This is a genomic window from Bradyrhizobium sp. USDA 4353, assembly GCF_054063215.1.
The window spans coordinates 7,319,757-7,343,184 of record NZ_JBSSGB010000001.1; the positions used below are offsets into that span (position 1 = coordinate 7,319,757).

The following is a 23,428-nucleotide window of genomic DNA, read 5'->3' on the forward strand; positions in this document are numbered from 1 at the left end:
GATGAGGGGGCTTTATCGCCAGCACGTTTGACCTGATATAGGTCGGATGCCCGCGACGCCCGTCTACATCGTCTGCTCGCCCCGGCCGCAGTCCGGGAAGACGCTGCTCGCGCGGGTCTTGAGCGAGTTCCTGCTGCTGAAGAACGGCCAGGTGCTCGCCTTCGACGTCACCCTGCGCGAGCCGTCGCTGCTCGACTTCCTGCCGCAGATCACGGAAACCGCGACGATCGAGGACACCTACGGCAAGATCCAGCTGATGGATCGCGTCATCCTCAATGACGGAATCCCCAAGGTGATCGACCTCGGCTACTATTCGTTCGACGAGTTCTTCAAAATGTCCGAACAGATCGGCTTTTTGAAGGAGGCGGCGCGGCGGAACGTGGTCCCGATCGTGCTGTATTGCGCCGAGGGCGACCGCGTCTCGATGCGCGCCTATGACGCCCTGCGCCGGCAGATCCCGAAGCCCCAGCTCATCGTGGTCGAGAACGACCACGTGCTGCGCGAGGAGCTGCCCCAGCTCTACAGCCGCAGCAAGCATCTCAAGATCGCGGCCCTGCCCGCGTTCCTGAAGACCTATATCGAGCGCTACTCGTTCTCCTTCACCGGCTATCTGCGCCAGGAACGCGATTCCTCGACCGAGCTCTATCAATGGATCCGGCGCAACTATTATGCGTTCCGCGAGATCGAGATGGAGCTGGTGATGCAGCGCTCCTGACGGGCTGCTCTAGCGAGAGCAGATGTAATCGTGTGGAAACGCATCATGCTCCAATCGCCACGCCCCTCCGATACTCACAGCGGAAGACACCGCGATCCCAGTCTCACCCTCCCCTGGAGGGGGAGGGTCGATCGCACGCGAAGCGGGCGAGCGGGGTGGGGTGAAGCCGCGGAAACCGGTGCAAATGGAGAGATCACCCCACCCCGGCTCACATGCGCTTCGCGCATCTGAGCCGACCCTCCCCCTCCAGGGGAGGGTGGCAGCGGGGCCGATCTCCAGGCTGCGCACTGCATAATCGGGAGCGTGCGCGAGGTACGATTCCGTACAAGCAGATCATGCTCGTCTAGTGTCCCTCGAACGCGATCAGCGAGCGCACGGGAACGTCGAGCGCGCGCAGCTTGGCGGCCCCCCCGAGATCCGGCAGGTCGATGATGAAGCAGGCGGCGACCACGGTGGCGCCGATCTGGCGCAGCAGCTTCACCGCGCCCTCGGCGGTGCCGCCGGTGGCGATGAGGTCGTCGACCAGGATGACGCGCTCGCCGGGCTGCACGGCGTCGACATGCATCTCCATCTCGTCGGTGCCGTATTCCAGCGCGTAGGACATGCTAACGGTCTTGTGCGGCAGCTTGCCCTTCTTGCGGATCGGCACGAAGCCGGCCGAGAGCTGATGCGCCACCGCGCCACCGAGGATGAAGCCGCGCGCCTCGATGCCCGCGACCTTGTCGATCTTGGAGCCCGCCCAGGGATGCACCAGCTCGTCGACCGCGCGGCGGAACGCACGCGCGTCCGCCAGCAGCGTCGTGATGTCCCGGAACAGGATGCCGGGCTTCGGATAGTCCGGAATGGTGCGGACCGTGTTCTTGATGTCCAGATCGAACGTCATCGTGCTCTCATCCACTCTGTTGCTCGTCGTCATGGCGAGGCCTCGCGTTGGCGCGCCTCGCATGACGGCATTGATCACCCCGGCTGATTGAGCCGGAACGCATTCTCCACGATCCTCAACCCCACGGCATCGCCGAGCGACATCAGCGATTCCGGGTGGAACTGCACGCCGCCGACCGGCAGCGTCTTGTGCTCGATCGCCATCGCCACGCCGTCCTCGGTCGCCGCCGTGACGGTCAAGACCTCGGGCATGCTGTCGCGCTCGACGAACAGCGAATGGTAGCGGCCGATGACGATCTCGTTCGGCAGCCCCTGCATCAGCCGCCCGCCGCGCACCTGCACCCGCGACGGCCGGCCATGCGCGGGCTGGGCGAGCTGGCCGAGCTGGCCGCCGAAATACTCGCCCATCGCCTGCACGCCGAGGCAGACGCCGAAGATCGGCAGCTTCTTTTCGAGCGCCGCGTCGATCGTGGTCGAGATCTTGAAATCCTCGGGACGACCCGGCCCCGGCGACAGCACGATCAGATCCCAGCTGCGCTCGGCAAGCATCTTCAGCGCGTGAACATAGCGCACCACGGTGACGTTGGCGCCGACCTGGCGGAAATAGTCGGCCAGCATGTGCACGAATGAGTCGTCGTGATCGATCAGCAGCACGTTCTTGCCGGAGCCGGTGGCGTCCGGCGCCGTCGACGACAGCGGTTTCGGCGGATCGCCGCGCAGGGCCTGGAACAAAGCCGCCGCCTTGACCTGGCACTCGCGATCCTCCGCCGCCGGATCGCTATCGAACAGGCAGGTGGCGCCGACGCGGACCTCGGCAAGCCCGTCCTTCATCCGGATCGTGCGGATCGTGAGGCCGGTATTGATCGAGCCGTCGAAATTCACCGCGCCGATCGCGCCGGCGTACCAGCGCCGCGGCGAGCGCTCATTGTCCTCGACGAACTGCATCGCCCACAGCTTTGGCGCGCCGGTCACGGTGACGGCCCAGGCATGCGTCAGGAACGCATCGAGCGCGTCGAAGCCCGGCCGCAGCATGCCCTCGACGTGATCGACGGTGTGGAACAGTTTCGAGTAGGTCTCGATCTGCCGGCGCGCCAGCACCTTGATCGTGCCGGGCACGCAGATGCGCGCCTTGTCGTTGCGGTCGACGTCGGTGCACATGTTAAGCTCGAACTCGTCCTTCTCCGAGTTCAAGAGCTGGCGGATCTGCTCGGCATCGCCGATCGCGTCGCGGCCGCGCGCGATGGTGCCGGAGATCGGACAGGTCTCGACGCGGCGGCCGTCGGAGCGGACGAACATTTCCGGCGAGGCCGAGACGAGAAATTCGCCGTCGCCGAGATTCATCAGCGCGCCATAGGGTGACGGGTTGATGCGGCAGAGCCGCTGGAACACTTCCGCCGGCGAACGCTCGCACGGCTCGGCAAACAGCTGGCCGGGCACAGCCTCGAACAGGTCGCCGCGGGCGAACGCCGCGCGCGCCTTCTCGACCGTGGCCTGGTACTCGCCGGGCGCATGGTCGGCAAAACCCTGGCGCGGCTCTTTGAGATAGACGCTCGCGTCGGTGTCACGCGGCAGGCCGGAGGTCGACTGGCCGTTCCAGGAAAAATCGTAAGACAGCACCACGCCGCGGCCGGTGGCGCGATCATAGGCCAGCAGGCGATCGGGCACGTAGAGCACGATGTCGCGCTGGTCCTTTTCGCGCGGGCGCTTCTGTTCGAGGTCCTCGATCTGGAACACGAGGTCGTAGGCGAAGGCGCCGAACAGGCCGAGCAGCGGATCGTCATTGGCCGAGAGCGCCGCGATCATCGCGCGCACCAGCGACATCACGCTGGCGCGCCGCGTGCGCTGGTCCTCCTCGACCGGAGCGGGACCGCGGACGATGTGGCCGGCCAGCCGCGCCGGCGAGGCTTCGGTGATGACGACGCAGGGCTCCCGCAGGGTGTCCTTGAGGAACGCGATCAGCACCTCACCGCGCTTGTTCAGTGCCTGCAGGGTGAAATCGGTGCCCTTGGTCTCCAGCACCAGCGGCGGATCGGCGAAGCCGAGGTCGAAACTCTCGTAGCGGCCGGGCACGGTGGTGCCGGAGGACAGCACCACGCCGCGGCGGCGGTCGAGCAGGTCGATCAGATCGTCGAGCCGGCTGGCGCCGCCGGAAAACTGCTCGACGGCGCGCGTGATCGCGAGACCGCTCGACGTGCGGTACTCGCTGCGGGCCGGAAGGGCGAAAACGGTCCTGTTCATGGGGTCCTCTCGGGCGTCCTCTTACGGAATTTGCCGAGGAAACGCCACACAGGACCAACCGGAAGCCGCCGCTGCGTGGCGGCCCCTCTGCGATCTCATGTCAAACACATCGCACCGGCCACCTTTTACAAGGTGCGCCACCAGAGACGGGCTGGGCGGACGACGGTGCTCATGGGGCGGAAAAGACCACGCGGGACGGCCGGGGTCAAGGGCGGCGGGGACACAGGTCGGGAGTGGCTCCAAAGGCAGGCCGCTGTCTTGCGTCGCTCAGGCGCTCGGCTGTCGGACTCGTCTGGCAGTATTGGCCCGACTGCCACCCTCCCCTGGGAGGGTCGGCTCGCGGTGAGCGCAGCGAAGCGTGAGCCGGGGTGGGGTGATCTCTCCACGCGCACCGGCGTCCGCGGCCTCACCCCACCCCGCCGCACAGCGCTGACGCGCTGCACGGCGACCCTCCCCCTCCAGGGGAGGGTGAGCAGCGTGCGTCCCTCACAGTTCGGATCAACAGCGGCCTGTTCAATCATTTCAAAAAGCATCGCATGGCCGCTTGGGGACGAGAGCATTCGCTTTCGGCGTCCCGCGAAGGCGGGCATCCAGTATTCCACCAGCGGTGCGGCTCATGTCGATGGGCTGCGGCGTGCTGGATCCCCGCCTTCGCGGGTATGACACTGGAATGTGCAGCGGCGTTCTCGCGACATGGTCACATGCGATTGCAGCAGGGCTAACGCACATGCCGCGCAGCTCACAGCCCCGGCTTCACCAGCCCGAGCTCCCTGAACTTCAGCTCCGTCGCCACCACCGCGTTCTCATACACCTCGCCGCGCTCGACGAAATAATTGAAATAGCCGGCCGGCGTTTCCGGCTGGATCTCGACGAGCTCGACGCTCTTGTATTTCGGATCGGTGATGACGCCGGCCGCGATCAGATCGTTGATGCGCTTGAGCGCATCGACCTCGGCCTTGTAGCCGACCGAGAACCACATCTCGGTGGTCCAGTCCTGCACCTCGAACCAATTGGCGGGCGCCTCGCCTTGCCATCCCTGGGCGAGCGGGCGCACGGCGAAGATGCGGTCGAAGCCGTGCAGCTCGGAGACGATGCAGGCGCGGTGATAGGCGCCGTCCATCTGACCGTCGGGCAGCTTGGTGAAACCATAGAGTGACAGCCATAGCGCGGCCTTGATCGCCTCCGGCGTGATCGGGCGGATGGCGCGCTCGGCGAGCACGTCGGACGCGTAGCGCAGGTCGCGCTTCGCTGCGGAGTGCCGCGCCTTGACGGCGTGGGCGTTGCGGATCGATTTCTCCGAGGGCAGCAGCGCGCGCGCCGCGTCGTTGCCGTAGAGAAAGCCCACGCCGGTCTCGGGATCATAGGTGTTGAACACGACGCCGATCGAGGTGCCGTTCAGCGTCTCCGCGGCCTGCATGAAATCGGCCTCGCTGCGAACGGGGACATATTGCTGCGCCGGCAGCAGCCGGTCGGCCAGCACGTTGAAGGGGCCGTCGCGCCAATCGGGCCAGGACACGAACCGCGCTACCGCCTCGGCATAGGCCGGACGGAACACGCCGGGATAGCCAAACACCAGGGTGCGCAGCTGCGAGCCCGGATCGCGGGCGCGGTCGGAGGAGATCAGCTGGTCGCGCAGGTCGCGGCCCTGCAGCCAGGCCGACAGCACCAGGATCTGGCCGGAGGTCGCGGTCACCAGATCCGGTGTGACGCCCCAGGCGCGCGCGGTGTCGAGGAAGCCGGCGCCATGGGCGTTCAAGCCGCCGAGCCCGGCCAGCGCAAAGGCTGTACGCATGCTGTCTCCCCTCGCCGATACCGGACAAAATGCTACCTCAGATTGTTTTCGCAATGCAATGGGATCTCGACCAGGCGGTTCGAATGGCGAACCATGCGGCGCCTTGCCGAACGTCGCACTGGTCCGAATCGCCGAAAATCAATGGTGATTCGTGGGAATAGGAACGGCAGGACGGCTCGAAAGCTGCATCCGCCGGCTGTGACCGATGTCACAACCTCATGTTGCGCGCGTGCAACGAGGCTTATCGACCTACCGGCAGTTGCCGCCGGCCCAAAAAGTTACATAACTTGGCCGAGCGTGCGGGCAACACTGTTGTCTATCTGCAATAGTGTGGCAATGATTGGTTAACCATATTGAATTACCTTGGTTAACATGGCTCGCGGCAAACAGCCTTCCGTGTCGCATGCGCTCCCGAAGCAGCAGACGCTGCTCGATTGCTTCCTCGAAGCGCAGGCGAAAAGGACGAAACGACGGCGGCGCTCCGTCGACCAGGCGGCCGGCGCCGATACCCTGGATGCGATGGACGACGCCTCGGCATCCGAGGAGTCCGATCCCGCGTCTGCCGAGATCAAGACCGCCCGCGCAGTTTGACGGCGCGCGCCCCCCCCCCCTGGGCCGCGCGCCCCTGCTCCGGTTCAGCCCAGATGCTTGTGGAAGAACGCTGTGGCGCGGCCCCAGGCGAGCTCGGCGGCGGCGCGATCATGCACGGTCAGGCGCTGCTCGTTCACAAAGGCATGCTCGGCATCATAGCGATACAGCTCGAGCGATTTGCCGGCGGCCTTCATCGCGGACTCGAAGCCGTCCACCAGCGCCGGCGTGCACCAATCGTCGGTGTTGGCGAAATGCGCCTGCAGCGGGATCTTGACGTCGGCGGGCTTGGCCGCCTGCTCCGGCGGGATGCCGTAGAACACGACGCCGGCGGAGAGCTCATCGATCTTGGTGGCGCCGATGATCGTCACCGCGCCGCCGAGGCAGAAGCCGGTGAGGCCGACCTTGGCGCCGTTGCGGGCGAGATATTGCGCGGCGCCGCGCACGGTCTGCGTGGTCGCGTCCATGAAGTCGAGCGAGTTCATCTCGCGGCCGGCGGCATCCGTGTCGTGATACGGCACGACCGTCCCCTTGTAGAGATCGGGCGCCAGCGCGTTGAAGCCGGCGAGCGCGAAGCGGTCGGCCATGCCCTTGATCTGGTCCTGCAGGCCCCACCATTCCTGGATCACGACGACGCCGGGCGCGTCGGCCTTCGCCGCCTTGGCGAGATAGCCCTTGGCCTCCTGGCCGTCGGGGCGCTTGAAGCTGATGAGAGTGCCCATGTGGTCCTCCGTCGTTTCTGATTGCAGGTTGGGGGTGCGGTTTACCGCAAATCCCGTGACGGTGCGACAACAGGCGAGCGCGTTCGCTCGAACGTGAGCGCGCTCAGATCGGCACGGCGCGTGGCGCGAACAGGATCACGGACATGCCTAACAGGCAGATCAAGGCGCCGGCGACGTCCCAGAGATCCGGGCGGTGGCCTTCGACCAGCCAGCCCCACACCAGCGCGGCGGCGATGTAGATGCCGCCGTAGGCCGCGTAGGCGCGGCCGGCAAGCGGGCTATCGGCGATGGTCAGTAGCGCGGCGAAGCCCGCGAGCGAGGCGAGGCCGGGCAGCAGCCAAAGCGGCGAGTGGCCGAGACGCAGCCAACTCCAGAATGCGAAGCAGCCGGCGATCTCGAGCACAGCCGCGCCGGCAAAGGCGAGGAGAGATGGCATGGCGGGGCTCCTTCTCACTGGTGAGGTTGGCGTACAAGGCTCGCCATGAGCGTACCTCGTTGGCGCGATGGTGGCGGCCCGCTCGGTGCACCTCGCCCCGCCAGGGCGAAGCGAAGCTTCGCTAGGGCGGGGAGAGGTCGGATTGCATCGAAAGATGCAATCCGGGTGAGGGGGTACGGGTCCCTCCGCGCACGCTGCTCGCGCGTCTGCCCCCCGCCTGAGAGCTTTCACCATACCCACTGCCCGTGTAGTTGCCCCTCACCCCGACCCTCTCCCCGTGAAGAACGGGGAGAGGGAGCGCACCGGCCGCGCCGCTCCAGCTCTGATCCACATCAGTCTGTGTGATCGGCAACAAAAAAGCCCCCGCAGGGGCTTTTTCAAACTCTGCCGTAATGGCCCGCGCCGCTCAGTGGGCGGCGGCCCAGACGCGCTTCTTGGTGAAGTACATCAGGCCGGCGAAGATGATCAGGAAGATGAAGACCTGATAGCCGAGACGCTTGCGGGCTTCCATGTGCGGCTCTGCGGTCCACATCAGGAAGGTCGCGACGTCGTGGGCGTACTGGGACACGGTGGTCGGCGAGCCGTCGTCGAAGGTGACCTGGCCATCGGAGAGCGGCTTCGGCATCTTGATCGCGTTACCGGGGAAGTACTTGTTGTAGTACGAGCCGTCCGGGATCGTCACGGCCGTGCGGCGGGTTGTCCTCGTAGCCCTGCAGCAGCGCGTTGACGTAGTTCGGGCCCTGCTCCTGGAACTGGGTAAAGAAGTCGATCAGGAACCAGGGGAAGCCGCGCTTGTAGGAGCGCGCCTTGGCGATTAGCGACAGGTCCGGCGGAGCCGCGCCGCCGTTGGCCGCGCGCGCCGCCTGCTCGTTCGGGAACGGCGCCGGGAAGTAGTCGGCCGGGCGGCCAGGACGCTCGAACATCTCGCCGGAATCGTTCGGGCCGTCCTTGATCTTGTACTCGGACGCGAAGGCTGCCGCCTGGGCCGGCGAGTAGCCGGGACCGCCGGGCTCGGCCAAGTTGCGGAACGCCACATAGTTCAGCGAGTGGCAGTTCGAGCAGACTTCCTTGTAGATCTTCAGGCCGCGCTGCACGGCGCCGCGATCGAACTTGCCGAACGGGCCGGCGAACGACCACTTCACCGACGGCGGGGTCTCCGTGCCCTCATTGGCACGGGCCTCGCCCATGCTGCCGGCGAGCAGCGACACGGCTGCGACCAACGCGATCGCCGCCGAGACCATCGGCGCGGCGCGGCCGGACTTGGCCAGCACGTCGTCGGCGATCGAGTTCGGCAACGGACGCGGCTTCTCGATGCGGGCGAGCAGCGGCAGCACGATCAGGAAGTAGGCGAAGTACAGCACGGTCAGGATGCGGCCGAGCACGACATAGACGCCCTCCGGCGGCTGCGCGCCGAGATAGCCGAGGCCGACGCAGACCACGAAGAAGATCCAGAAGAACTGCTTGCCGAGCGGACGGTACTTGTTCGAGCGGGTTTTGGCGGAGTCCAGCCAGGGCAGGAACACCAGCACGATGATCGCCGCGAACATCGCGATGACGCCGGCCAGCTTGTTCGGCACCGAGCGCAGGATCGCGTAGAACGGCAGGTAGTACCATTCCGGCACGATGTGCGCCGGCGTCACCGCCGGGTTGGCCGGGATGTAGTTGTCGGCGTCGCCGAGATAGTTCGGCATGTAGAAGATGAACCAGGAATAGAAGATCAGGAAGCAGGTGACGCCGAAGAAGTCCTTGATGGTCGCATAGGGCGTGAACGGCACCATGTCCTTTTCGGTCTTCGGCTCGACGCCGGCCGGGTTGTTCTGACCGGCGACGTGCAGCGCCCAGACGTGCAGCACGACCACGCCGGCGATCAGGAACGGCAGCAGGTAATGCAGCGCGAAGAAGCGGTTCAAGGTGGGATTACCGACCGAGTACCCGCCCCACAGCAGGGTCACGATGCTCTCGCCGAAATACGGCACGGCGGAGAACAGGTTGGTGATGACGGTGGCGCCCCAGAAGCTCATCTGGCCCCACGGCAGCACGTAGCCCATGAAGCCCGTCGCCATCATCAGGAGGTAGATGATCACGCCGAGGATCCAGAGCACCTCCCGCGGCGCCTTGTATGACCCGTAATAGAGGCCGCGGAACATGTGGATGTAGACGGCGAGGAAGAACATCGACGCGCCGCAGGCATGCATGTTGCGCAGCAGCCAGCCGTAGTTGACGTCGCGGACGATCAGCTCGACCGACTTGAAGGCGAGGTCGGCATGCGGCGTGTAGTGCATCGCCAGGATGACGCCGGTGATGATCTGGACGCCCAGCATCAGCGACAGGATGGCGCCGAAGGTCCACCAGTAGTTCAGGTTCCGCGGCGTCGGATAGGCGATGAAGGACGAGTGGACCAGGCCGATGATGGGGAGTCGTTGCTCGAACCACTTCAAGGCGGGGTGGCTCGGCTGGTAGCTAGATGGTCCACTCATGATGCGTTCCTGAAAGAATTATCTTGCACGATCGAGCTTGAGCTTGCCGACGTAACGTCGGCTCAGCCGATCTGGATCTTGGTGTCGGAAACGAACTGATAGGGCGGGACGGGCAGGTTCAGCGGCGCCGGTCCCTGGCGGACGCGGCCGGAGGCGTCGTATTGCGAGCCGTGGCAGGGGCAGAAGAAGCCGTCGTAATTGCCTTCATGCGCGATCGGGATACAGCCGAGATGGGTGCAGATGCCGATCACGACCAGCCACTGCTCATGGCCATCCTTGGTGCGGGACTGGTCGGTCGCCGGATCCGGCAGGCTCGACACCGGAACCGCACGGACCTCCTCGACCTGCTTCTTGGTGCGATGGGAGATGTAGATCGGCTTGCCGCGCCAGAACACCTTGATGTCCTGCCCCTCGGCGACCGGGGTGAGGTCGACCTCGATCGGCGCGCCGGCCGCGATGGTCGAGGCATCGGGATTCATCTGGGAGATGAAGGGCCACAGGGCGGCCACGCCACCGACCGCTGCGGTCGCGCCCGTGGCGACGAAGAGAAAATCCCGGCGTGTCGGATGATCCGCAGTAGACGCTGTCACGATTCCAACCCTTTCTTTCGTTGCAGCCGGCGCAACGCCCCGCTCGACGTGTCAGATCTCATGCGTTGGAGATCACGTGACCGGGAGATGCCTGCCGGCGCCCGCGTCCCCCGCGGCGGCAGAAAACGGCTCGTGCTACCGCCCCGGTAGGAACAAGCCGTCCAGAATCGTTCTATTGGCACCCTTGCGATACGAGCGCAAGCCCGCTATCGGCCCCGCAGCACGCCATGCACCAATTCCCGCTTCATCAGCGGACTTTCAGCCTCATCCTTAAGACCTATTCGCATGCAGATCGCGCTCTATCAGCCCGACATTCCGCAGAACACCGGAACGATTCTGCGCCTGTGCGCCTGCCTCGGGCTCGCCGCACACATCATCGAGCCGGCGGGCTTTCCGGTGTCCGACCGTCAGTTCCGGCGCGCCGGCATGGACTATCTCGACCAGCTCGATTGGCGGCGGCACGATTCCTGGAGCGCGTTCGAGGCCTGGCGCGCCGCCGCTGGATATCGGCTGCTGCTGCTGACGACCAAGGCCGCGAACTCCTATCTCGACATGGCCTACCGCCCCGATGACATCCTGCTGCTCGGGCGCGAGAGCGTCGGCGTGCCCGCGACGGTGGCAGAGGCGGCGGATGCGCGGCTGCGCATTCCGCTGAAGCCCGGCATGCGGTCGCTGAACGTCGCCATGGCGGCCGCAATGGCCGCGGGCGAGGCGCTGCGCCAGGTTGGACATTTCGTCCAATTGCAATCTGAGGGAGCGTGAGCGTGAGCTACGCGGTGAAAGAGATTTTCATGACCCTGCAGGGCGAAGGCGCCCAGGCGGGGCGTGCCGCCGTGTTCTGCCGCTTTGCCGGCTGCAATCTGTGGAGCGGCCGCGAGGCCGATCGCGCGGCCGCAACGTGCCGGTTCTGCGACACCGATTTCGTCGGCACCGACGGCACTCTGGGCGGCCGGTATGAGACAGCGGCTGATCTCGCGGAGGTTATCGCGGGACAATGGACAGGCGGCGCCGCCGACCGCTATACGATCCTCACCGGCGGCGAGCCGCTGCTGCAGGTCGACGCGGACCTGATCGCCGCCCTCCACGCCCAAGGCTTCGCCGTGGGCATCGAGACCAACGGCACGCTCATTCCGCCTGACGGCATCGACTGGATCTGCGTCAGCCCCAAGGCCGGCGCCGAGCTGAAGCTGCGGCAGGGCCATGAGCTGAAGCTGGTCTATCCGCAAGCCGGCGCCGAGCCGGACAAGTTCGAAGGGCTCGCATTCGAGCGCTTCTCGCTGCAGCCGATGGACGGGCCGGACGCGGCCGCAAACACGGCGCGTGCGATCGATTATTGCCAGCATCATCCGCAATGGCGGCTCAGCCTGCAGACGCACAAGATGATCGGCATCAGATAGGGATTGTTAACCAAGCGATGTGGGAATTGACCAAGTCGTTTACCTTCGAGGCCGCGCATGCGCTGTCGCATACGACGCTCGGCGAGGTGAGCCAGGAGATCCACGGCCACTCCTTCCGCGCCGAGGTCACAGTGCGCGGCACGCCCGACCCGCGGACGGGCATGGTGGTCGATTTCGGCGTGCTGACGCAGCGCCTGAGCGAGATCCAGGCGACGCTCGACCACAAGTTCCTGAACAAGATCGAGGCGATCGGGCTGCCGACGCTCGAGAACCTCTGCCGCTTCATCTATGAGCGCGTCCGCTCGATCGGCCACGTCACCAAGGTCAGCGTCCACCGCGACAGCTGCCGCGAAACCTGCACCTATTTCGGTCCGCAGGATTGATCGATTGTGGTAGGACCGAACCTGTCGCGACGCGACGATCTTTACCCTCCCCTGGAGGGGGAGGGTCGGCTCACATGAGCGCAAGCGAATGGGAGACGGGGTGGGGTGAAGCCGGCAGTGACGGCTGCGGCTTCACCCCACCCCGATCGCTCATTGCATTCGCGATCGACCCTCCCCCTCCAGGGGAGGGTGAAGAACGAGTTCGGGGGAGACTGTCATGACCACTGCCGCCATCGAGGATCGCAAGGCCCGCGCCCGTGCCTGGTTCGAGAGCCTGCGCGACCAAATCTGCGCGGCGTTCGAGCGGCTCGAGGACGAGGCGCCGGCCGACCTCTATCCGCGTGCGCCCTCCCGCTTCGTGCGCACGCCCTGGGAGCGCACCGACCACAGCGGCGGACATGGCGGCGGCGGCGTGATGAGCATGATGCACGGCAGGCTGTTCGAGAAGGTCGGCGTGCACTGCTCGACGGTGCATGGCGAGTTCGCGCCGGAATTCCGCAGCCAGATTCCGGGGACCTCTGAGGATCCGCGGTTCTGGGCGTCCGGCATCTCGCTGATTGCCCATTTGTGGTCGCCGCATGTGCCGGCGGTCCACATGAACACGCGCTTCGTCGTCACCACCAAGGCCTGGTTCGGCGGCGGCGCCGACCTCACGCCGGTGCTCGATCGCCGGCGCACCCAGGAGGACCCGGATACTCTCGCCTTCCACGCCGCGATGAAGGGCGCCTGCGATGCGCATGCGGCGGTGGCGTCGTATGACAAATACAAGAAGTGGTGCGACGAGTACTTCTACCTGCCCCACCGCAAGGAGCCGCGCGGCATCGGCGGCATCTTCTACGACCACCATGATTCCGGCGACTGGGACGCTGATCTCGCCTTCACGCAGGACGTCGGCCGCGCCTTCCTCAAAGTCTACCCGGAGCTGGTCCGGCGCAATTTTGCGGCTGGCTGGACCGAGGCCGATCGCGAGGAGCAGCTGATCCGGCGCGGCCGCTATGTCGAATTCAACCTGCTTTATGACCGCGGCACCACATTTGGGCTGAAAACCGGTGGCAATGTGGAGTCCATATTGTCGTCGATGCCGCCTGAAGTGAAATGGCCCTGAAACCCTGGTTTGATTGACCCGTAAGATCGTTATGACCACCGCCCTGCCCCGCGCCATGCTGATCGACATGGATGACACCATCCTGTCGGCCTATGGCCGACCCGAGATCGCCTGGAACATCGTCGCCACCGAATTCTCCGAGGAGCTTGCGCCGCATACGCCGCACGCCGTGGCCGCCGCGATCCTCGCTTCGGCGCGCAGCTTCTGGTCGGTCGCCAGCGCGGAGTGGCGGATGAAGCTGATCCAGGCGCGGCAGGAGGTGGTGAAGGGCGGCTTCGCGGCGCTGACTGGTCCTGCCTTGCCTGTCGAATTGGCTATCCGCATCGCCGACCGCTTCACCCGTTATCGCGACGAGCAGATGTTCGTCTTCCCCGGCGCCCATGAGGCGATCGACGAGTTCAAGGCGCGCGGCGTCAGGCTCGCGCTGGTCACCAATGGCGAGGCCGGCCAGCAGCGCGCCAAGATCGAGCGCTTCGCGCTGGCACACCGCTTCGACCACATCCAGATCGAGGGCGAGCACGGTTTCGGCAAGCCCGAGGAGCGCGCCTATCTCCACGCGATGGACAAGCTCGGCGTCGGGCCTCAGGACACCTGGATGATCGGCGACAACCTTGAATGGGAGATCGTCGCGCCGCAGCGGCTCGGCATCTATTCGATCTGGATCGACGTCCATGGCGACGGCCTGCCCGAAGGCTCCGACGTCAAGCCCGATCGCATCATCCGCTCGCTGACCGAGCTGGTGCCGGGCTAACGCTGTATTAGCGCCTCGTTCACCTCTGCGGCACACGCGTCTTTAACCAGGCGCAGCGTTCGCGGCCGCCTCCGGGGCCCTACCGAACGTCCGTAACTGAATTGAAATTCGCCCAAGCGTCCCATCGGCGCGGGGCTTGGAGGGGAATGGCGCCGATCCGTGCGCGCCGCTTCGACCGATCGCAAGCCATTCATGCAGCGTCGGTGTCATGGCTCTCAATCTGCCGCAGATCTCCCTGAGCGTGTCGATCAGGAACTCGCTCCTGACCTCGGTCTTCCTGCTGCTGGCGATCCTCGGCGGCGTGTCGGTCATGGCCACGATGCGGCTGTCGGCGCTGCAGGACGCGGTCGAGGCCATCAACCGGGAGCGGTTACCGAAGATCCGCGCGCTCGGCGATCTCAATGTCAGCATCGCCCATGCCCATCTGGTCGCCATCCGCGCCGCGCTGTCGGCGGCGCCAGAGCCGCGCGCCGAAGCCGAAGGCGAGCTCAGGCGCCGCATCGTCGAGGTGCAGGCGAAGATCACCAGCTTCAAGGAGACGATCGGCTCTGATGCGCCGATGAAGATGGCGTTCGACCAGTTCGTCAACAAATGGGATCTCTATCTGAAGCAGCAAGCGGTGATGCTGGAGCCGGAGGTCGGCGCCAACCGCGAGCGGCTGGAGCATGTCGTCAACGTCGAGACGCCGCCGATCTTCCAGGCCGTGGTCGACGCGATCGCTCACAGCCTGAAGCTCGCCGGCCACCGCGCGGACAGCGCGATCGAAAGCGCAACGCTGGATGCGCAGCTGTTCCGGATCGTGCTGTGGTCGGTCAACGGCGTCAGCGTCCTGATCGGGCTGGCCACGCTGCTGTTCGTCATCCATGACGTGTCGATGCCGATCTTCCGTATCACCCGCAGCATGGAGGCGATCGCCAAGGGCGAGCTGCAAACGGAAATCCCCTATGCCGATCATACCAACGAGCTCGGCCTGATGGCGCGGGCGCTGGCGGTGTTTCGCAATAGCTTGGTCGAGAACGAGCGGCTCAATGCGGCGACGCGCACGCTCTCAGAGCTCAGCGAGTGGCTGCAATCGGCCAAGTCAGAGCCAGAGCTCTACCAGATGATCTCGACGGTGCTCGGCGGCCTGATGCCCGAATGCACCGGCGCGCTCTACATCTACGCCGACAGCCGCGACGTGCTGGAAGTCGCCGCCGAATGGAACGGCACTTCGGCGACCCGCTCGCTGCATCCGGACGATTGCTGGAGCCTACGCCGCGGCCACGTCTATATCCACGGCACCAACGAGGTCGAATTCCGCTGCGATCACGTCCATGACGATGTCGACGAGAACTATTGCTGCATCCCGATCCTGGCGCATGGCGAGACCGTCGGCCTGCTGCATGTCGAGTACAATCACCAAGGCGAGGAGAGCGACGCCGAGGCCAAGGCGCGCTTCGCGGACCGTGCCCGGCTGGGGCTCGCCTGCGCCGAGCATCTGTCGATCGCCATCGCCAACATCAAGCTGCGCGAGGGCTTGCGCGATCAGTCGCTGCGCGACGCGCTCACCGGGCTGAACAACCGCCGCTGCCTGATCGAGACCGCACGCCGCCAATTGCTGCGCGCGTCGCGCAGCCGCACGCCGGTCAGCGTCGTGACGTTGGACATCGATCACTTCAAGTCTTTCAATGACAATCACGGCCACGAGGCCGGCGACACCGTGCTGCGCCATGTCGGCGAGATCCTGAAAAGCAGCTTCACCGGCGACGACCTGCCCTGCCGCCTCGGAGGCGAGGAGTTCGTCGTGGTCATGCCGAACTGCGGGATCGAGGAAGCCGCGCTGCGCGCCGAGGAGCTGCGCGCCCGCGTCGAGGCGCTCAATATCAGCTATGGGGACGGCATGCTGCCGCGGGTCACGATCTCGGTCGGCGTCGCCGCCTATCCCGAAGCGGGCATGGACCTGACCGAGATCCTGCGCGTCGCTGACGGCGCGCTGTACCGCGCCAAGCAGAAGGGGCGCAACCGAGTCGAGCTGGCGCCCGGCGGCATGGTGCCGCCGATCGACGAGATGACAAATCGGGCCGTGGCCGCGCTCGATGCGATCGTAGCCCGCGCCGAGACCACGCCTCTGGCATCGTCCGATCCGGAGACGGGCGCGCAAGTAGCGTGAGCGGCAAGCGGCTGCGTCTTGGAGCCTTCGAGAGCCACCTCAGCGGCGATGGCGCAGCGCGTCGATCAGCAGGTCGAACGCGGCCGAGGATTGCCGGCTGACCGGATAATACAAATGATAGCCGGTCCAAGGCGCGCACCAGTCCTCGAGCAGGCGCGTCATCCGTCCGCTCGCGAGATCGGTGAGCGCGATATCCTCCGGAACGAAGGCGAGGCCGAATCCGGCCAGCGCGGCAGCGTAGACGTCGAAGATGCTGTTGAAGACCAATTGGCCCTCGACCCGCACCTTCAGCTCCTTGCCACGCCTCTCGAACTCCCAGGCATAGAGACCGCCATGTGTCGACAGCCGCAGATTGACGCAGCGATGGCGCAGCAGATCGTCGGGCGCCTGCGGCGGGGGCCGGTCGGCCAGATAGCTCGGTGCGCCGACCACCGCGAAGCGGACGTCCGGGCTGATGCGCACGGCGATCATGTCCTTCGCCACCTGCTCGCCGAGGCGCACGCCGGCATCGAAGCCATTCTCGACGATGTCGACGAGCTTGTTGTCGGAGACCATCTCCACGTTGATGTCCGGGTAGGTCGCGAGCAGCCCGGCGAGCTTCGGCCACAGCACGGTGCGCACGGCGTGATCACCGGCGTTGATGCGGATGGTGCCGGCTGGCTTGTCCTGGAAATCCCTCAAGCTCGCCAGCTCGGCTTCGATATCGTCGAGCCGGGGCGTAACCGTGTTCAGCAGGCGCTCGCCGGCTTGTGTCGGCGCGACGCCGCGCGTGTTGCGCGTCAGCAGCCGCACACCGAGCCGCGTCTCCAGCTCGCGGATGGTGTGGCTGAGGGCGGACTGCGAGATGCCGAGCTTGGCGGCCGCCTTGGTGAAGGAGCGCTCGCGGCCGACCGCCTTGAAGGCCTTGAGCTGATCGAGATAGCCGCGCTGCATCTGTCGTCTCCGCTCAAACGAGCTTGCGCCGATCGAGCAAACGCGAAGTGAAGAGCCTCGGCGCCGGGTTGTCCAAACCTCTCCCCGCTCTTCGCGGGGAGAGGTTTGGATTGCGCAGCAATCCGGGTGACGGGCATGGCACGTACGATGCGACAGTCAATGCTCCAACGGAGTCATGAGTCGGTGGCCCCGGATACACCAACCGTGCGGCTGCCTCTCACCCCGACCCTCTCCCCGTGAAGAACGGGGAGAGGGAGCGCACCGGCCGCGTGGAAACAGGGGTGCTTCAGGTACGCCCTCCCGCCTCGTCGAACTTGGCCTTCGACAGCGGCAGGCTGCGGATGCGCTGTCCCGTCAGAGCCGCGACCGCGTTGGCGACCGCCGGCGGCACGCCCGGCAGGCCGGGCTCGCCGATGCCGCCCATCGGGGCGCCGCTCTCGACGATGCGGACGTGCACGCGCGGCATGCGGTCCGGCGGCAGGATCGGATAGGCATCGAAGTTGCGCGCCTGGGGCATGCCGCCGGCGAACACGATCTCCTCCAGCAGCGCCGACGACAGCCCGAGCGCAACCGCCGAATTGACCTGCGCGTCGATGATCGCCGGATTGACGATGCGGCCGGGATCGATCGCGACCCAGACGTCGTGCACGCGCACCGCGCCATCCCTCAGCGACACCTCGGCGATGGTCGCGACCTCGCTGCCGAACGGCGAGGCCATCGCCACGCCGCGCGCCCGCTTGCTGCCGTCCGCGGCGGTGAAGGGCCCGCGCTTCCAGCCGCCGGAGAGATCGCCGACCGCCTCGAGCAGCGTCTTGTGACGCGGCTTGTCGGCGAGCAAGCGCAGCCGCAGCTGATAGGGATCCTGCCGGCCGGCATCGGCGGAGCTCATCGAAGAACGTCTCGTAGAAGAAGTCGTTCATCGAGTGGCCGACCGAGCGCCAGAAGCCGAGCACGTTGGGATCCTCGACCAGCACATGCGCCACGCGCCGGTGCGGGATCGCATAGGGCTTGTCGGCGATGCCCTCGACGGCGGAGGAATCGGCCGTCTCCGGCTTGCGCCCGAACCAGCGTGCGAGCGGGCCATCCCCCACGGCTTCGGCCTCGATCGCGATCGGGATGCCATCCTTGTCGAGACCGCCCTTGAAGCGCGCGAAGCCGAGCGGACGCATCGCGTCCGCGAAGAATTCCTCCTCGCGGCTCCAGATCACCTTGACCGGGCGTCCCACCGCCTTGGCGAGCTGGATGACCTGCGGAAATGGATTGGCCGGCGGATAGACGAAGTGACGGCCGAAGAAGCCGCCGAGCGGTGGCGAGTGCAGCTTGATCTTGTCGGGCGTGACGCCTGCGGCCTTTGCCGCCGCCGCCTGGAACATCTCCGGCGCCTGGTTGGGCAGCCACAGATCGAGCGTGCCATCGGCATTCCATCGCGCGATCGCCGAAGGCGGCTCGAGCTGGCCGTGCACCAGATACGGCGCATCATAGCTAGCCGTGACGACTCTTGCGGCGCTGCCGAGCGCGGAGGTGGCATCCCCCACGGCCTCGGCATTGAAGCCCGGCCCCGGCGTCGCGGCGAGCTGCGCCTTGCGCCCCTCGGACGAGAAATTCGCGGGCACCACACCAGGCGCACCGGCCGCAGGCTCCGTCCACGCCACCTTCAGCGTCTCAACCGCGCGACGGGCGTACCACCAGCGCTCCGCCACGACGGCCACTGCGCCGGGCAGGCGGTGGATCGAATGCACGCCGGTCATCGCCTTCACCTCCGCCTCATTGGCAAAGGCGCCCGGCTCCAGGCCGCGGCGCGGCGCGTGCTGCACGGCGGCCTGCAGCATGCCGTCGACCTTGAGGTCGATGCCGTAGCTCACCTTGCCGGTCGACTTGTCGCGCGCATCGAGCCGCGCAAATGGCTTCCCGATCCAGCGGAAGTCGTTCTCGGCGCGCAACGCGACCGTCTCCGGCACCGGCAGCTTGGCCGCATCAGCCGCGAGCTCGCCATAGGGGAGCGAACGGTTGGAGGCGGTATGGCGCACGCGGCCCGGCTCGGTCGTCAGACTGGCGACGGGGACACGCAGTCGCGCGGCAGCGGCCTGCAGCAGCATCTGCCGCGCGGAGGCGCCGACGCGGCGCATCGTTGCGTAGCTCGAGCGCACCGAGAAGCTGCCGCCGGTGAAGCGTGCGCCGTTCACCAGCAAGTAGTCCGAGCCGGGCGGCGCGCATTCCACGACGAAGGTCGCGGGATCGGCATCGAGCTCCTCGCCAACGATCTGCGCCATGGCGGTCGAGATGCCCTGCCCGCCTTCGATGAACGGGCTGCGCAGCAGGATGGCGCTGTCGGCACGGATCTCCAGGAAGGCGGAGACATTCGGCGCCTTCGCCACCGGCGCCGCGCCCTGCGCGACGACCTTGCTGCCCGGCAGATCGAAGCCGAGCACCAAAGCGCCGGCCGCAGCACCGAGAAAGCCGCGGCGCGAGGGATTCAGCGGGCGAACGTCCGACGACGCGGACGACAGGTCGCGGATCATGCGGTTCATGTGCCAGCTCCCTCAGCCCTGGGCGACCTGCCGCACGGCGGCGGCGATGGCGTTGTAGGTACCGCACCGGCACAGGTTCACCATGGCGGCGGCGATGTCCTGCTCGCTCGGCTTCGGCGTCTGCTTGATCAGCGCGGTCGCGGCCAGCACCTGGCCGGACTGGCAGTAACCGCATTGCGGCACCTGATGGGCGACCCACGCGTCGACCACACGGCGGCCGACCGTATCCTCGGAGATCGCCTCGATCGTGGTGACCTGCTGCCCCGTGACGCTGCCGACCAGCGTGACGCAGGAGCGCGTCGCCTGGCCGTCGATCAGCACCGTGCAGGCGCCGCATTGCGCGATGCCGCAGCCATACTTCGTGCCGGTCATGCCGAGCTCGTCGCGGATCACCCACAGCAAAGGTGTGTCCTCCGTCATCGTCACCTGATGACGCTTGCCGTTGATGGTCACTTCCATGGAGCTGCTCCCTCGGGATCGGCGGCGGCGCACAGCCTGCCGCGCGGACGGACTTCGAACGCGGCGGAACATCTATCGTCTGCGTCCGCGTCGCATTAGCCGTCCGGCTTCGCATGCGCCTATGAGCTGGTTCGATCAATCGAGACGACATGACGCAGGCGAGCAGCACGGGCTCACGCGCGATGGCGCAGCGCCTCGACCAGCAGCGCGAAGGCCGCCGATGGCTGGCGACGGCTGGGATAGTAAAGGTGATAGCCCGAATAGGGCAGACACCAATCCTCCAGCACGCGCGTGAGGCGGCCATTGCGGATGTAGGGCTGCGCCCACCCCTCGGGGAGGTATGCGAGGCCAAGTCCGGCAAGCGCCGCCTTCATGATCTGCGAGGTCGCGTTGTAGGTGAGCTGGCCCTCGACGCGGACTCTGAGATCGCGGCCGCCCTTCTCGAACTCCCAGGCATGCAGGCCGCCATGCGTGGGAAGACGGAGCGTCAGGCAGTTGTGGCCGATCAGGTCCTGCGGCTTCTTCGGGATCGGGTGCGTCTTGAAATAAGCGGGCGCGCCGACCACGGCGATGCGCATGTCCGGTGCGATCCGCACCGCGACCATGTCCTTCTCGACCTGCTCGCCGCTGCGCACGCCGGCATCGAACCCCTTCGCCACGATATCGGTGAGGCCGTAGTCCACCACGATCTCGACCTTGATGTCGGGATAGGCCGGTAGCAGCTTGGCGAGCTTCGGCAGCAGGATCGCCTCGGCGGCATATTCGGTCGCGGTAATGCGGATGGTGCCCGCAGGCTTGTCCCGAAGCTCTCGGATCGCGGCAAGCTCGGATTCGATCTCCTCCAGACGCGGCCCCGCGATGGTGAGAAGACGCAAGCCCGCGGCGGTCGGCGCGACGCTGCGCGTGGTGCGCGTCAGCAGCCGCACGCCGAGCCGCGCCTCGAGCTCGCGGATGGTGTAGCTCAGCGCCGACTGTGACACGCCGAGCCGGGCCGCCGCCTTGGTGAAGCTGCGCTCGCGCGCGATCGCCACGAAGGCCAGGAGATCGTCCAGTCTGCCGCCCTGCATTCATCAATCCCGTTTCTAAGTGTATGCCGATTATAGCGGCTAGGCCGGCGTCGGGGGCGCGCTAAATGGGGCATGGCGGCAAGCCCCAGAGGAGACCCGGCCATGCGCGGCGCTGTGCTTTACGGACCACGTGACGTGCGTTTCGAGGATCGCGAGACGCCTGACATCATCGAGCCGACCGACGCCATCATTCGCATCGCCGCGACTTGCGTTTGCGGCTCCGACCTCTGGCCGTATCGCGGCTTGCAGCCGGTCAACGGGCCGACGCCGATGGGCCATGAATATTGCGGCGTGGTCGAGGAGGTCGGCCGCGCCGTCCGCACGGTCAAGCCGGGCCAGTTCGTCGTGGGCTCGTTCGCGACGTCGGACAATACCTGCCCGCACTGCAATTTCGGCTATCCATCATCCTGCGTGAAGCGCGAGTTCATCAGCCGCGCGCAGGCGCCGTTCCTGCGCGTGCCGCAGGCCGACGGCACCCTGGTGCCGACGCCGGGCGTCCCCTCGCCCGAGCTTCTCGCCAGCATCCTCACCACGTCCGACGTGCTCGGCACCGGCTGGTTCGCCGCCGATGCGGCCAACGTTAAGCCGGGGGCGACGGTCGCGGTCGTCGGAGACGGCGCGGTCGGCCTGCTCGGCATTCTCTCAGCCAAACAGATGGGCGCCGAGCGCATCATCGCGATGAGCCGGCACGAGAGCCGGCAGAAGCTCGCCTTGGAGTTTGGCGCCACCGACATCGTGACCGAGCGCGGCCATGACGGCGTTGCCCGCATCATGGACATGACCGACGGCATCGGCGCCGACTCGGTGCTGGAATGCGTCGGCACGCAGGAGTCGATGATGCAGGCGATCCATGCGGCGCGTCCGGGCGGCTATGTCAGCTATGTCGGCGTGCCGCACGGCGTCGAGCTGAACGGTGAGGAGCTGTTCTTCGAGCACGTTCATCTGCATGGCGGCCCGGCCCCGGTGCGGAAATATCTTCCGAAGCTGATCGACCTCGTGATGAGCGGCGCGATCCATCCCGGCAAGGTGTTCGATCTGACCTTGCCGCTGGAGCAGGTCGCCGACGCCTATCGCGCGATGGACGAGCGCCGCGCGATCAAGGTGCTGCTGCAGCCGTGACGATGATCCGGATGTTCACCGCCACGCTGCTCGCTGCCGGCCTGATGTTGGCCCTCGCCCATGACGCCAACGCGGACGGAGCCGCAGCTCACGCACGACCAGGACAGACCATGAAGCTTCGCCTGACGATCGGCGCAAAAATCCTTTCAGCCACGCTGGTAGACAGTCCGACGACGCGGGACTTTCTCGCGCTGCTGCCGCTGTCGCTCACCATGAACGATTTGTTCGGACGTGAGAAGTTCGCGCCGCTGCCAAGGGCGCTGGCCGAAGGCGGCGAACGGCGCCGCGACTACGCGATCGGCGACGTGATTTACTGGTCGCCCGGCCCCGACGTTGCGATCTATTATCGCAGCGACGAGAAACCAATTCCGCCGCCGGGCATCATCGTTCTCGGCAGGATCGACGGCAGCGTGGAGGCGCTCGATGTCTCAGGCTCCGTCAAGGTGACGATCGCGGCGGAGTGAGGATGGGCGTGGGGCGCCGTGAGCTTCTCGTGACGATGGTCGCGGCCGTGGCCGCGTTCATCACCGACAGGGCCGGCGCAACCCCGCCTGCGACCCAGCAAAGGAGTGAGAGCATGGATATCGACATCAAGCGCGCAGGCTCACGGCCCTCGGCCAAAGGTCCGGACGATTGGTTCACCGGCGCGGTGCGCATCGATCCCTTGTTTCAGGCCGAGGAGCCGGCGCGCGCCAATGGCGCCCATGTGACCTTCGAGCCCGGCGCCCGCACGGCGTGGCACACCCATCCGCTCGGCCAGACGCTGATCGTCACCTCCGGCCTCGGCTGGGTGCAGCGCGAAGGCGGCCCGATCGAGGAGATCCGGTCTGGCGACGTGGTGTGGTTTCCGCCCGGCCTCAAGCACTGGCACGGCGCAAGCCCCACCACCGCGATGAGCCACATCGCGATTCAGGAATCTCTGAACGGCAGCCCCGTGACCTGGATGGAAAAGGTCAGCGACGCGCAATATCGGCGGTGATGGCCATCGTCGTTTCCGTCCGGGCTGCGCGCCTCGTTCATTCCGGATCATACTTGCCGAGTGCCTCGCGCGGCGTCTGACGCCGCTCGGCGGCTGACACGCGCGCGCCCCGCTCGGA

General features: G+C 66.5%; 20 protein-coding genes and 2 pseudogenes. 11 read left to right on the plus strand and 11 right to left on the minus strand.

Going from position 1 to position 23,428, the window contains the following annotated elements; genetic code table 11:
• Positions 1-46: 46 nt before the first annotated feature.
• Positions 47-715 carry a hypothetical protein gene (locus ACVILH_RS32935; protein ID WP_456716614.1) on the plus strand — a complete coding sequence of 223 codons (669 nt, stop codon included), beginning with the start codon at positions 47-49 and terminating at the stop codon, positions 713-715.
• A gap of 343 nt (positions 716-1,058) precedes the next feature.
• Here ACVILH_RS32935 and ACVILH_RS32940 read toward each other — a convergent pair whose 3' ends face one another.
• The 3 genes from ACVILH_RS32940 to ACVILH_RS32950 all read right to left on the minus strand — a co-directional run bounded on the left by ACVILH_RS32940 (position 1,059) and on the right by ACVILH_RS32950 (position 5,627).
• Positions 1,059-1,598, minus strand: coding sequence for an adenine phosphoribosyltransferase (locus tag ACVILH_RS32940; RefSeq protein ID WP_434868552.1), 540 nt, complete (start codon positions 1,596-1,598; stop codon positions 1,059-1,061).
• 74 nt (positions 1,599-1,672) lie between these two features.
• Complete coding sequence (locus ACVILH_RS32945) at positions 1,673-3,835, minus strand: anthranilate synthase component I (RefSeq protein WP_456716615.1); 2,163 nt, start codon at positions 3,833-3,835, stop codon at positions 1,673-1,675.
• Between the two features lie 739 nt (positions 3,836-4,574).
• Positions 4,575-5,627 (minus strand): hypothetical protein, encoded by a 1,053-nt coding sequence (locus tag ACVILH_RS32950; RefSeq protein WP_456716616.1) that lies wholly within the window; start codon positions 5,625-5,627, stop codon positions 4,575-4,577.
• A 396-nt stretch (positions 5,628-6,023) separates the two neighbouring features.
• On the opposite strand from ACVILH_RS32950, the gene ACVILH_RS32955 reads away from it, so the two are divergent.
• Positions 6,024-6,218, plus strand: a complete 195-nt coding sequence (locus ACVILH_RS32955) for a hypothetical protein (protein ID WP_456716617.1) — start codon at positions 6,024-6,026, stop codon at positions 6,216-6,218.
• 44 nt (positions 6,219-6,262) lie between these two features.
• Here the strand turns inward: ACVILH_RS32955 and ACVILH_RS32960 are convergent, their stop codons facing one another.
• The 4 genes and pseudogenes from ACVILH_RS32960 to petA all read right to left on the minus strand — a co-directional run bounded on the left by ACVILH_RS32960 (position 6,263) and on the right by petA (position 10,443).
• Complete coding sequence (locus ACVILH_RS32960; protein WP_456716618.1) at positions 6,263-6,937, minus strand: dienelactone hydrolase family protein; 675 nt, start codon at positions 6,935-6,937, stop codon at positions 6,263-6,265.
• 103 nt (positions 6,938-7,040) lie between these two features.
• Positions 7,041-7,373: a YnfA family protein gene (locus ACVILH_RS32965; protein ID WP_456716619.1), complete on the minus strand. Its 333-nt coding sequence runs from the start codon at positions 7,371-7,373 to the stop codon at positions 7,041-7,043.
• 406 nt (positions 7,374-7,779) lie between these two features.
• Positions 7,780-9,850: pseudogene (locus tag ACVILH_RS32970) on the minus strand (cytochrome c1).
• A 62-nt stretch (positions 9,851-9,912) separates the two neighbouring features.
• The gene (gene petA, locus ACVILH_RS32975) at positions 9,913-10,443 is read right to left on the minus strand and encodes a ubiquinol-cytochrome c reductase iron-sulfur subunit (protein ID WP_085962816.1); all 531 of its coding nucleotides are present in this window, start codon (positions 10,441-10,443) and stop codon (positions 9,913-9,915) included.
• A gap of 282 nt (positions 10,444-10,725) precedes the next feature.
• On the opposite strand from petA, the gene ACVILH_RS32980 reads away from it, so the two are divergent.
• The 6 genes from ACVILH_RS32980 to ACVILH_RS33005 all read left to right on the plus strand — a co-directional run bounded on the left by ACVILH_RS32980 (position 10,726) and on the right by ACVILH_RS33005 (position 16,225).
• Entirely contained in the window at positions 10,726-11,202 is a 477-nt protein-coding gene (locus ACVILH_RS32980) for a tRNA (cytidine(34)-2'-O)-methyltransferase (protein ID WP_456716620.1), read from the plus strand.
• A 2-nt stretch (positions 11,203-11,204) separates the two neighbouring features.
• On the plus strand, positions 11,205-11,837 hold the full coding sequence (queE, locus tag ACVILH_RS32985; RefSeq protein ID WP_456716621.1) for a 7-carboxy-7-deazaguanine synthase: 633 nt from the start codon (positions 11,205-11,207) through the stop codon (positions 11,835-11,837).
• A 17-nt stretch (positions 11,838-11,854) separates the two neighbouring features.
• The gene (locus ACVILH_RS32990) at positions 11,855-12,220 is read left to right on the plus strand and encodes a 6-pyruvoyl trahydropterin synthase family protein (RefSeq protein ID WP_456716622.1); all 366 of its coding nucleotides are present in this window, start codon (positions 11,855-11,857) and stop codon (positions 12,218-12,220) included.
• A 217-nt stretch (positions 12,221-12,437) separates the two neighbouring features.
• Positions 12,438-13,325, plus strand: a complete 888-nt coding sequence (hemF, locus tag ACVILH_RS32995) for an oxygen-dependent coproporphyrinogen oxidase (RefSeq protein WP_456716623.1) — start codon at positions 12,438-12,440, stop codon at positions 13,323-13,325.
• A gap of 31 nt (positions 13,326-13,356) precedes the next feature.
• Complete coding sequence (locus ACVILH_RS33000) at positions 13,357-14,076, plus strand: HAD family hydrolase (protein ID WP_456716624.1); 720 nt, start codon at positions 13,357-13,359, stop codon at positions 14,074-14,076.
• 208 nt (positions 14,077-14,284) lie between these two features.
• Positions 14,285-16,225 carry a diguanylate cyclase gene (locus ACVILH_RS33005; RefSeq protein WP_456716625.1) on the plus strand — a complete coding sequence of 647 codons (1,941 nt, stop codon included), beginning with the start codon at positions 14,285-14,287 and terminating at the stop codon, positions 16,223-16,225.
• A 39-nt stretch (positions 16,226-16,264) separates the two neighbouring features.
• On the opposite strand, the gene ACVILH_RS33010 is transcribed toward ACVILH_RS33005, so the two are convergent.
• From ACVILH_RS33010 to ACVILH_RS33025, 4 genes and pseudogenes are all read right to left on the minus strand, one after another.
• Positions 16,265-17,158, minus strand: a complete 894-nt coding sequence (locus tag ACVILH_RS33010; RefSeq protein ID WP_456716626.1) for a LysR family transcriptional regulator — start codon at positions 17,156-17,158, stop codon at positions 16,265-16,267.
• A 286-nt stretch (positions 17,159-17,444) separates the two neighbouring features.
• Positions 17,445-19,686, minus strand: a pseudogene (locus tag ACVILH_RS33015) (molybdopterin cofactor-binding domain-containing protein).
• A gap of 12 nt (positions 19,687-19,698) precedes the next feature.
• On the minus strand, positions 19,699-20,145 hold the full coding sequence (locus tag ACVILH_RS33020; protein ID WP_456716627.1) for a (2Fe-2S)-binding protein: 447 nt from the start codon (positions 20,143-20,145) through the stop codon (positions 19,699-19,701).
• A gap of 173 nt (positions 20,146-20,318) precedes the next feature.
• Positions 20,319-21,212 carry a LysR family transcriptional regulator gene (locus ACVILH_RS33025; protein ID WP_456716628.1) on the minus strand — a complete coding sequence of 298 codons (894 nt, stop codon included), beginning with the start codon at positions 21,210-21,212 and terminating at the stop codon, positions 20,319-20,321.
• A gap of 102 nt (positions 21,213-21,314) precedes the next feature.
• Between ACVILH_RS33025 and ACVILH_RS33030 the strand changes: the two genes are divergently transcribed.
• The 3 genes from ACVILH_RS33030 (at position 21,315) to ACVILH_RS33040 (ending at position 23,310) form a co-directional block, all read left to right on the plus strand.
• Positions 21,315-22,331 carry a zinc-dependent alcohol dehydrogenase family protein gene (locus tag ACVILH_RS33030; protein ID WP_456716629.1) on the plus strand — a complete coding sequence of 339 codons (1,017 nt, stop codon included), beginning with the start codon at positions 21,315-21,317 and terminating at the stop codon, positions 22,329-22,331.
• Positions 22,332-22,342: 11 nt separating this feature from the next.
• On the plus strand, positions 22,343-22,795 hold the full coding sequence (locus tag ACVILH_RS33035; RefSeq protein WP_456716630.1) for a cyclophilin-like fold protein: 453 nt from the start codon (positions 22,343-22,345) through the stop codon (positions 22,793-22,795).
• Positions 22,796-22,914: 119 nt separating this feature from the next.
• Positions 22,915-23,310: a (R)-mandelonitrile lyase gene (locus ACVILH_RS33040; protein WP_456717150.1), complete on the plus strand. Its 396-nt coding sequence runs from the start codon at positions 22,915-22,917 to the stop codon at positions 23,308-23,310.
• Positions 23,311-23,428 lie beyond the last annotated feature (118 nt).

Excerpts from the sequence above, each read along its gene's own strand:
- ACVILH_RS32945 (WP_456716615.1), bottom strand. The coding sequence starts at position 3,835 with ATGAACAGGACCGTTTTCGCCCTTCCGGCCCGCAGCGAGTACCGCACG.
- ACVILH_RS33035 (WP_456716630.1), top strand. The coding sequence starts at position 22,343 with ATGTTCACCGCCACGCTGCTCGCTGCCGGCCTGATGTTGGCCCTCGCC.
- ACVILH_RS33030 (WP_456716629.1), top strand. The coding sequence starts at position 21,315 with ATGCGCGGCGCTGTGCTTTACGGACCACGTGACGTGCGTTTCGAGGAT.
- ACVILH_RS33020 (WP_456716627.1), bottom strand. The coding sequence starts at position 20,145 with ATGGAAGTGACCATCAACGGCAAGCGTCATCAGGTGACGATGACGGAG.
- ACVILH_RS33000 (WP_456716624.1), top strand. The coding sequence starts at position 13,357 with ATGACCACCGCCCTGCCCCGCGCCATGCTGATCGACATGGATGACACC.
- ACVILH_RS32950 (WP_456716616.1), bottom strand. The coding sequence starts at position 5,627 with ATGCGTACAGCCTTTGCGCTGGCCGGGCTCGGCGGCTTGAACGCCCAT.
- ACVILH_RS33025 (WP_456716628.1), bottom strand. The coding sequence starts at position 21,212 with ATGCAGGGCGGCAGACTGGACGATCTCCTGGCCTTCGTGGCGATCGCG.
- ACVILH_RS33005 (WP_456716625.1), top strand. The coding sequence starts at position 14,285 with ATGGCTCTCAATCTGCCGCAGATCTCCCTGAGCGTGTCGATCAGGAAC.
- ACVILH_RS32965 (WP_456716619.1), bottom strand. The coding sequence starts at position 7,373 with ATGCCATCTCTCCTCGCCTTTGCCGGCGCGGCTGTGCTCGAGATCGCC.
- ACVILH_RS32940 (WP_434868552.1), bottom strand. The coding sequence starts at position 1,598 with ATGACGTTCGATCTGGACATCAAGAACACGGTCCGCACCATTCCGGAC.
- ACVILH_RS32960 (WP_456716618.1), bottom strand. The coding sequence starts at position 6,937 with ATGGGCACTCTCATCAGCTTCAAGCGCCCCGACGGCCAGGAGGCCAAG.
- ACVILH_RS32935 (WP_456716614.1), top strand. The coding sequence starts at position 47 with ATGCCCGCGACGCCCGTCTACATCGTCTGCTCGCCCCGGCCGCAGTCC.
- hemF (WP_456716623.1), top strand. The coding sequence starts at position 12,438 with ATGACCACTGCCGCCATCGAGGATCGCAAGGCCCGCGCCCGTGCCTGG.
- ACVILH_RS32990 (WP_456716622.1), top strand. The coding sequence starts at position 11,855 with ATGTGGGAATTGACCAAGTCGTTTACCTTCGAGGCCGCGCATGCGCTG.
- ACVILH_RS33010 (WP_456716626.1), bottom strand. The coding sequence starts at position 17,158 with ATGCAGCGCGGCTATCTCGATCAGCTCAAGGCCTTCAAGGCGGTCGGC.
- ACVILH_RS32980 (WP_456716620.1), top strand. The coding sequence starts at position 10,726 with ATGCAGATCGCGCTCTATCAGCCCGACATTCCGCAGAACACCGGAACG.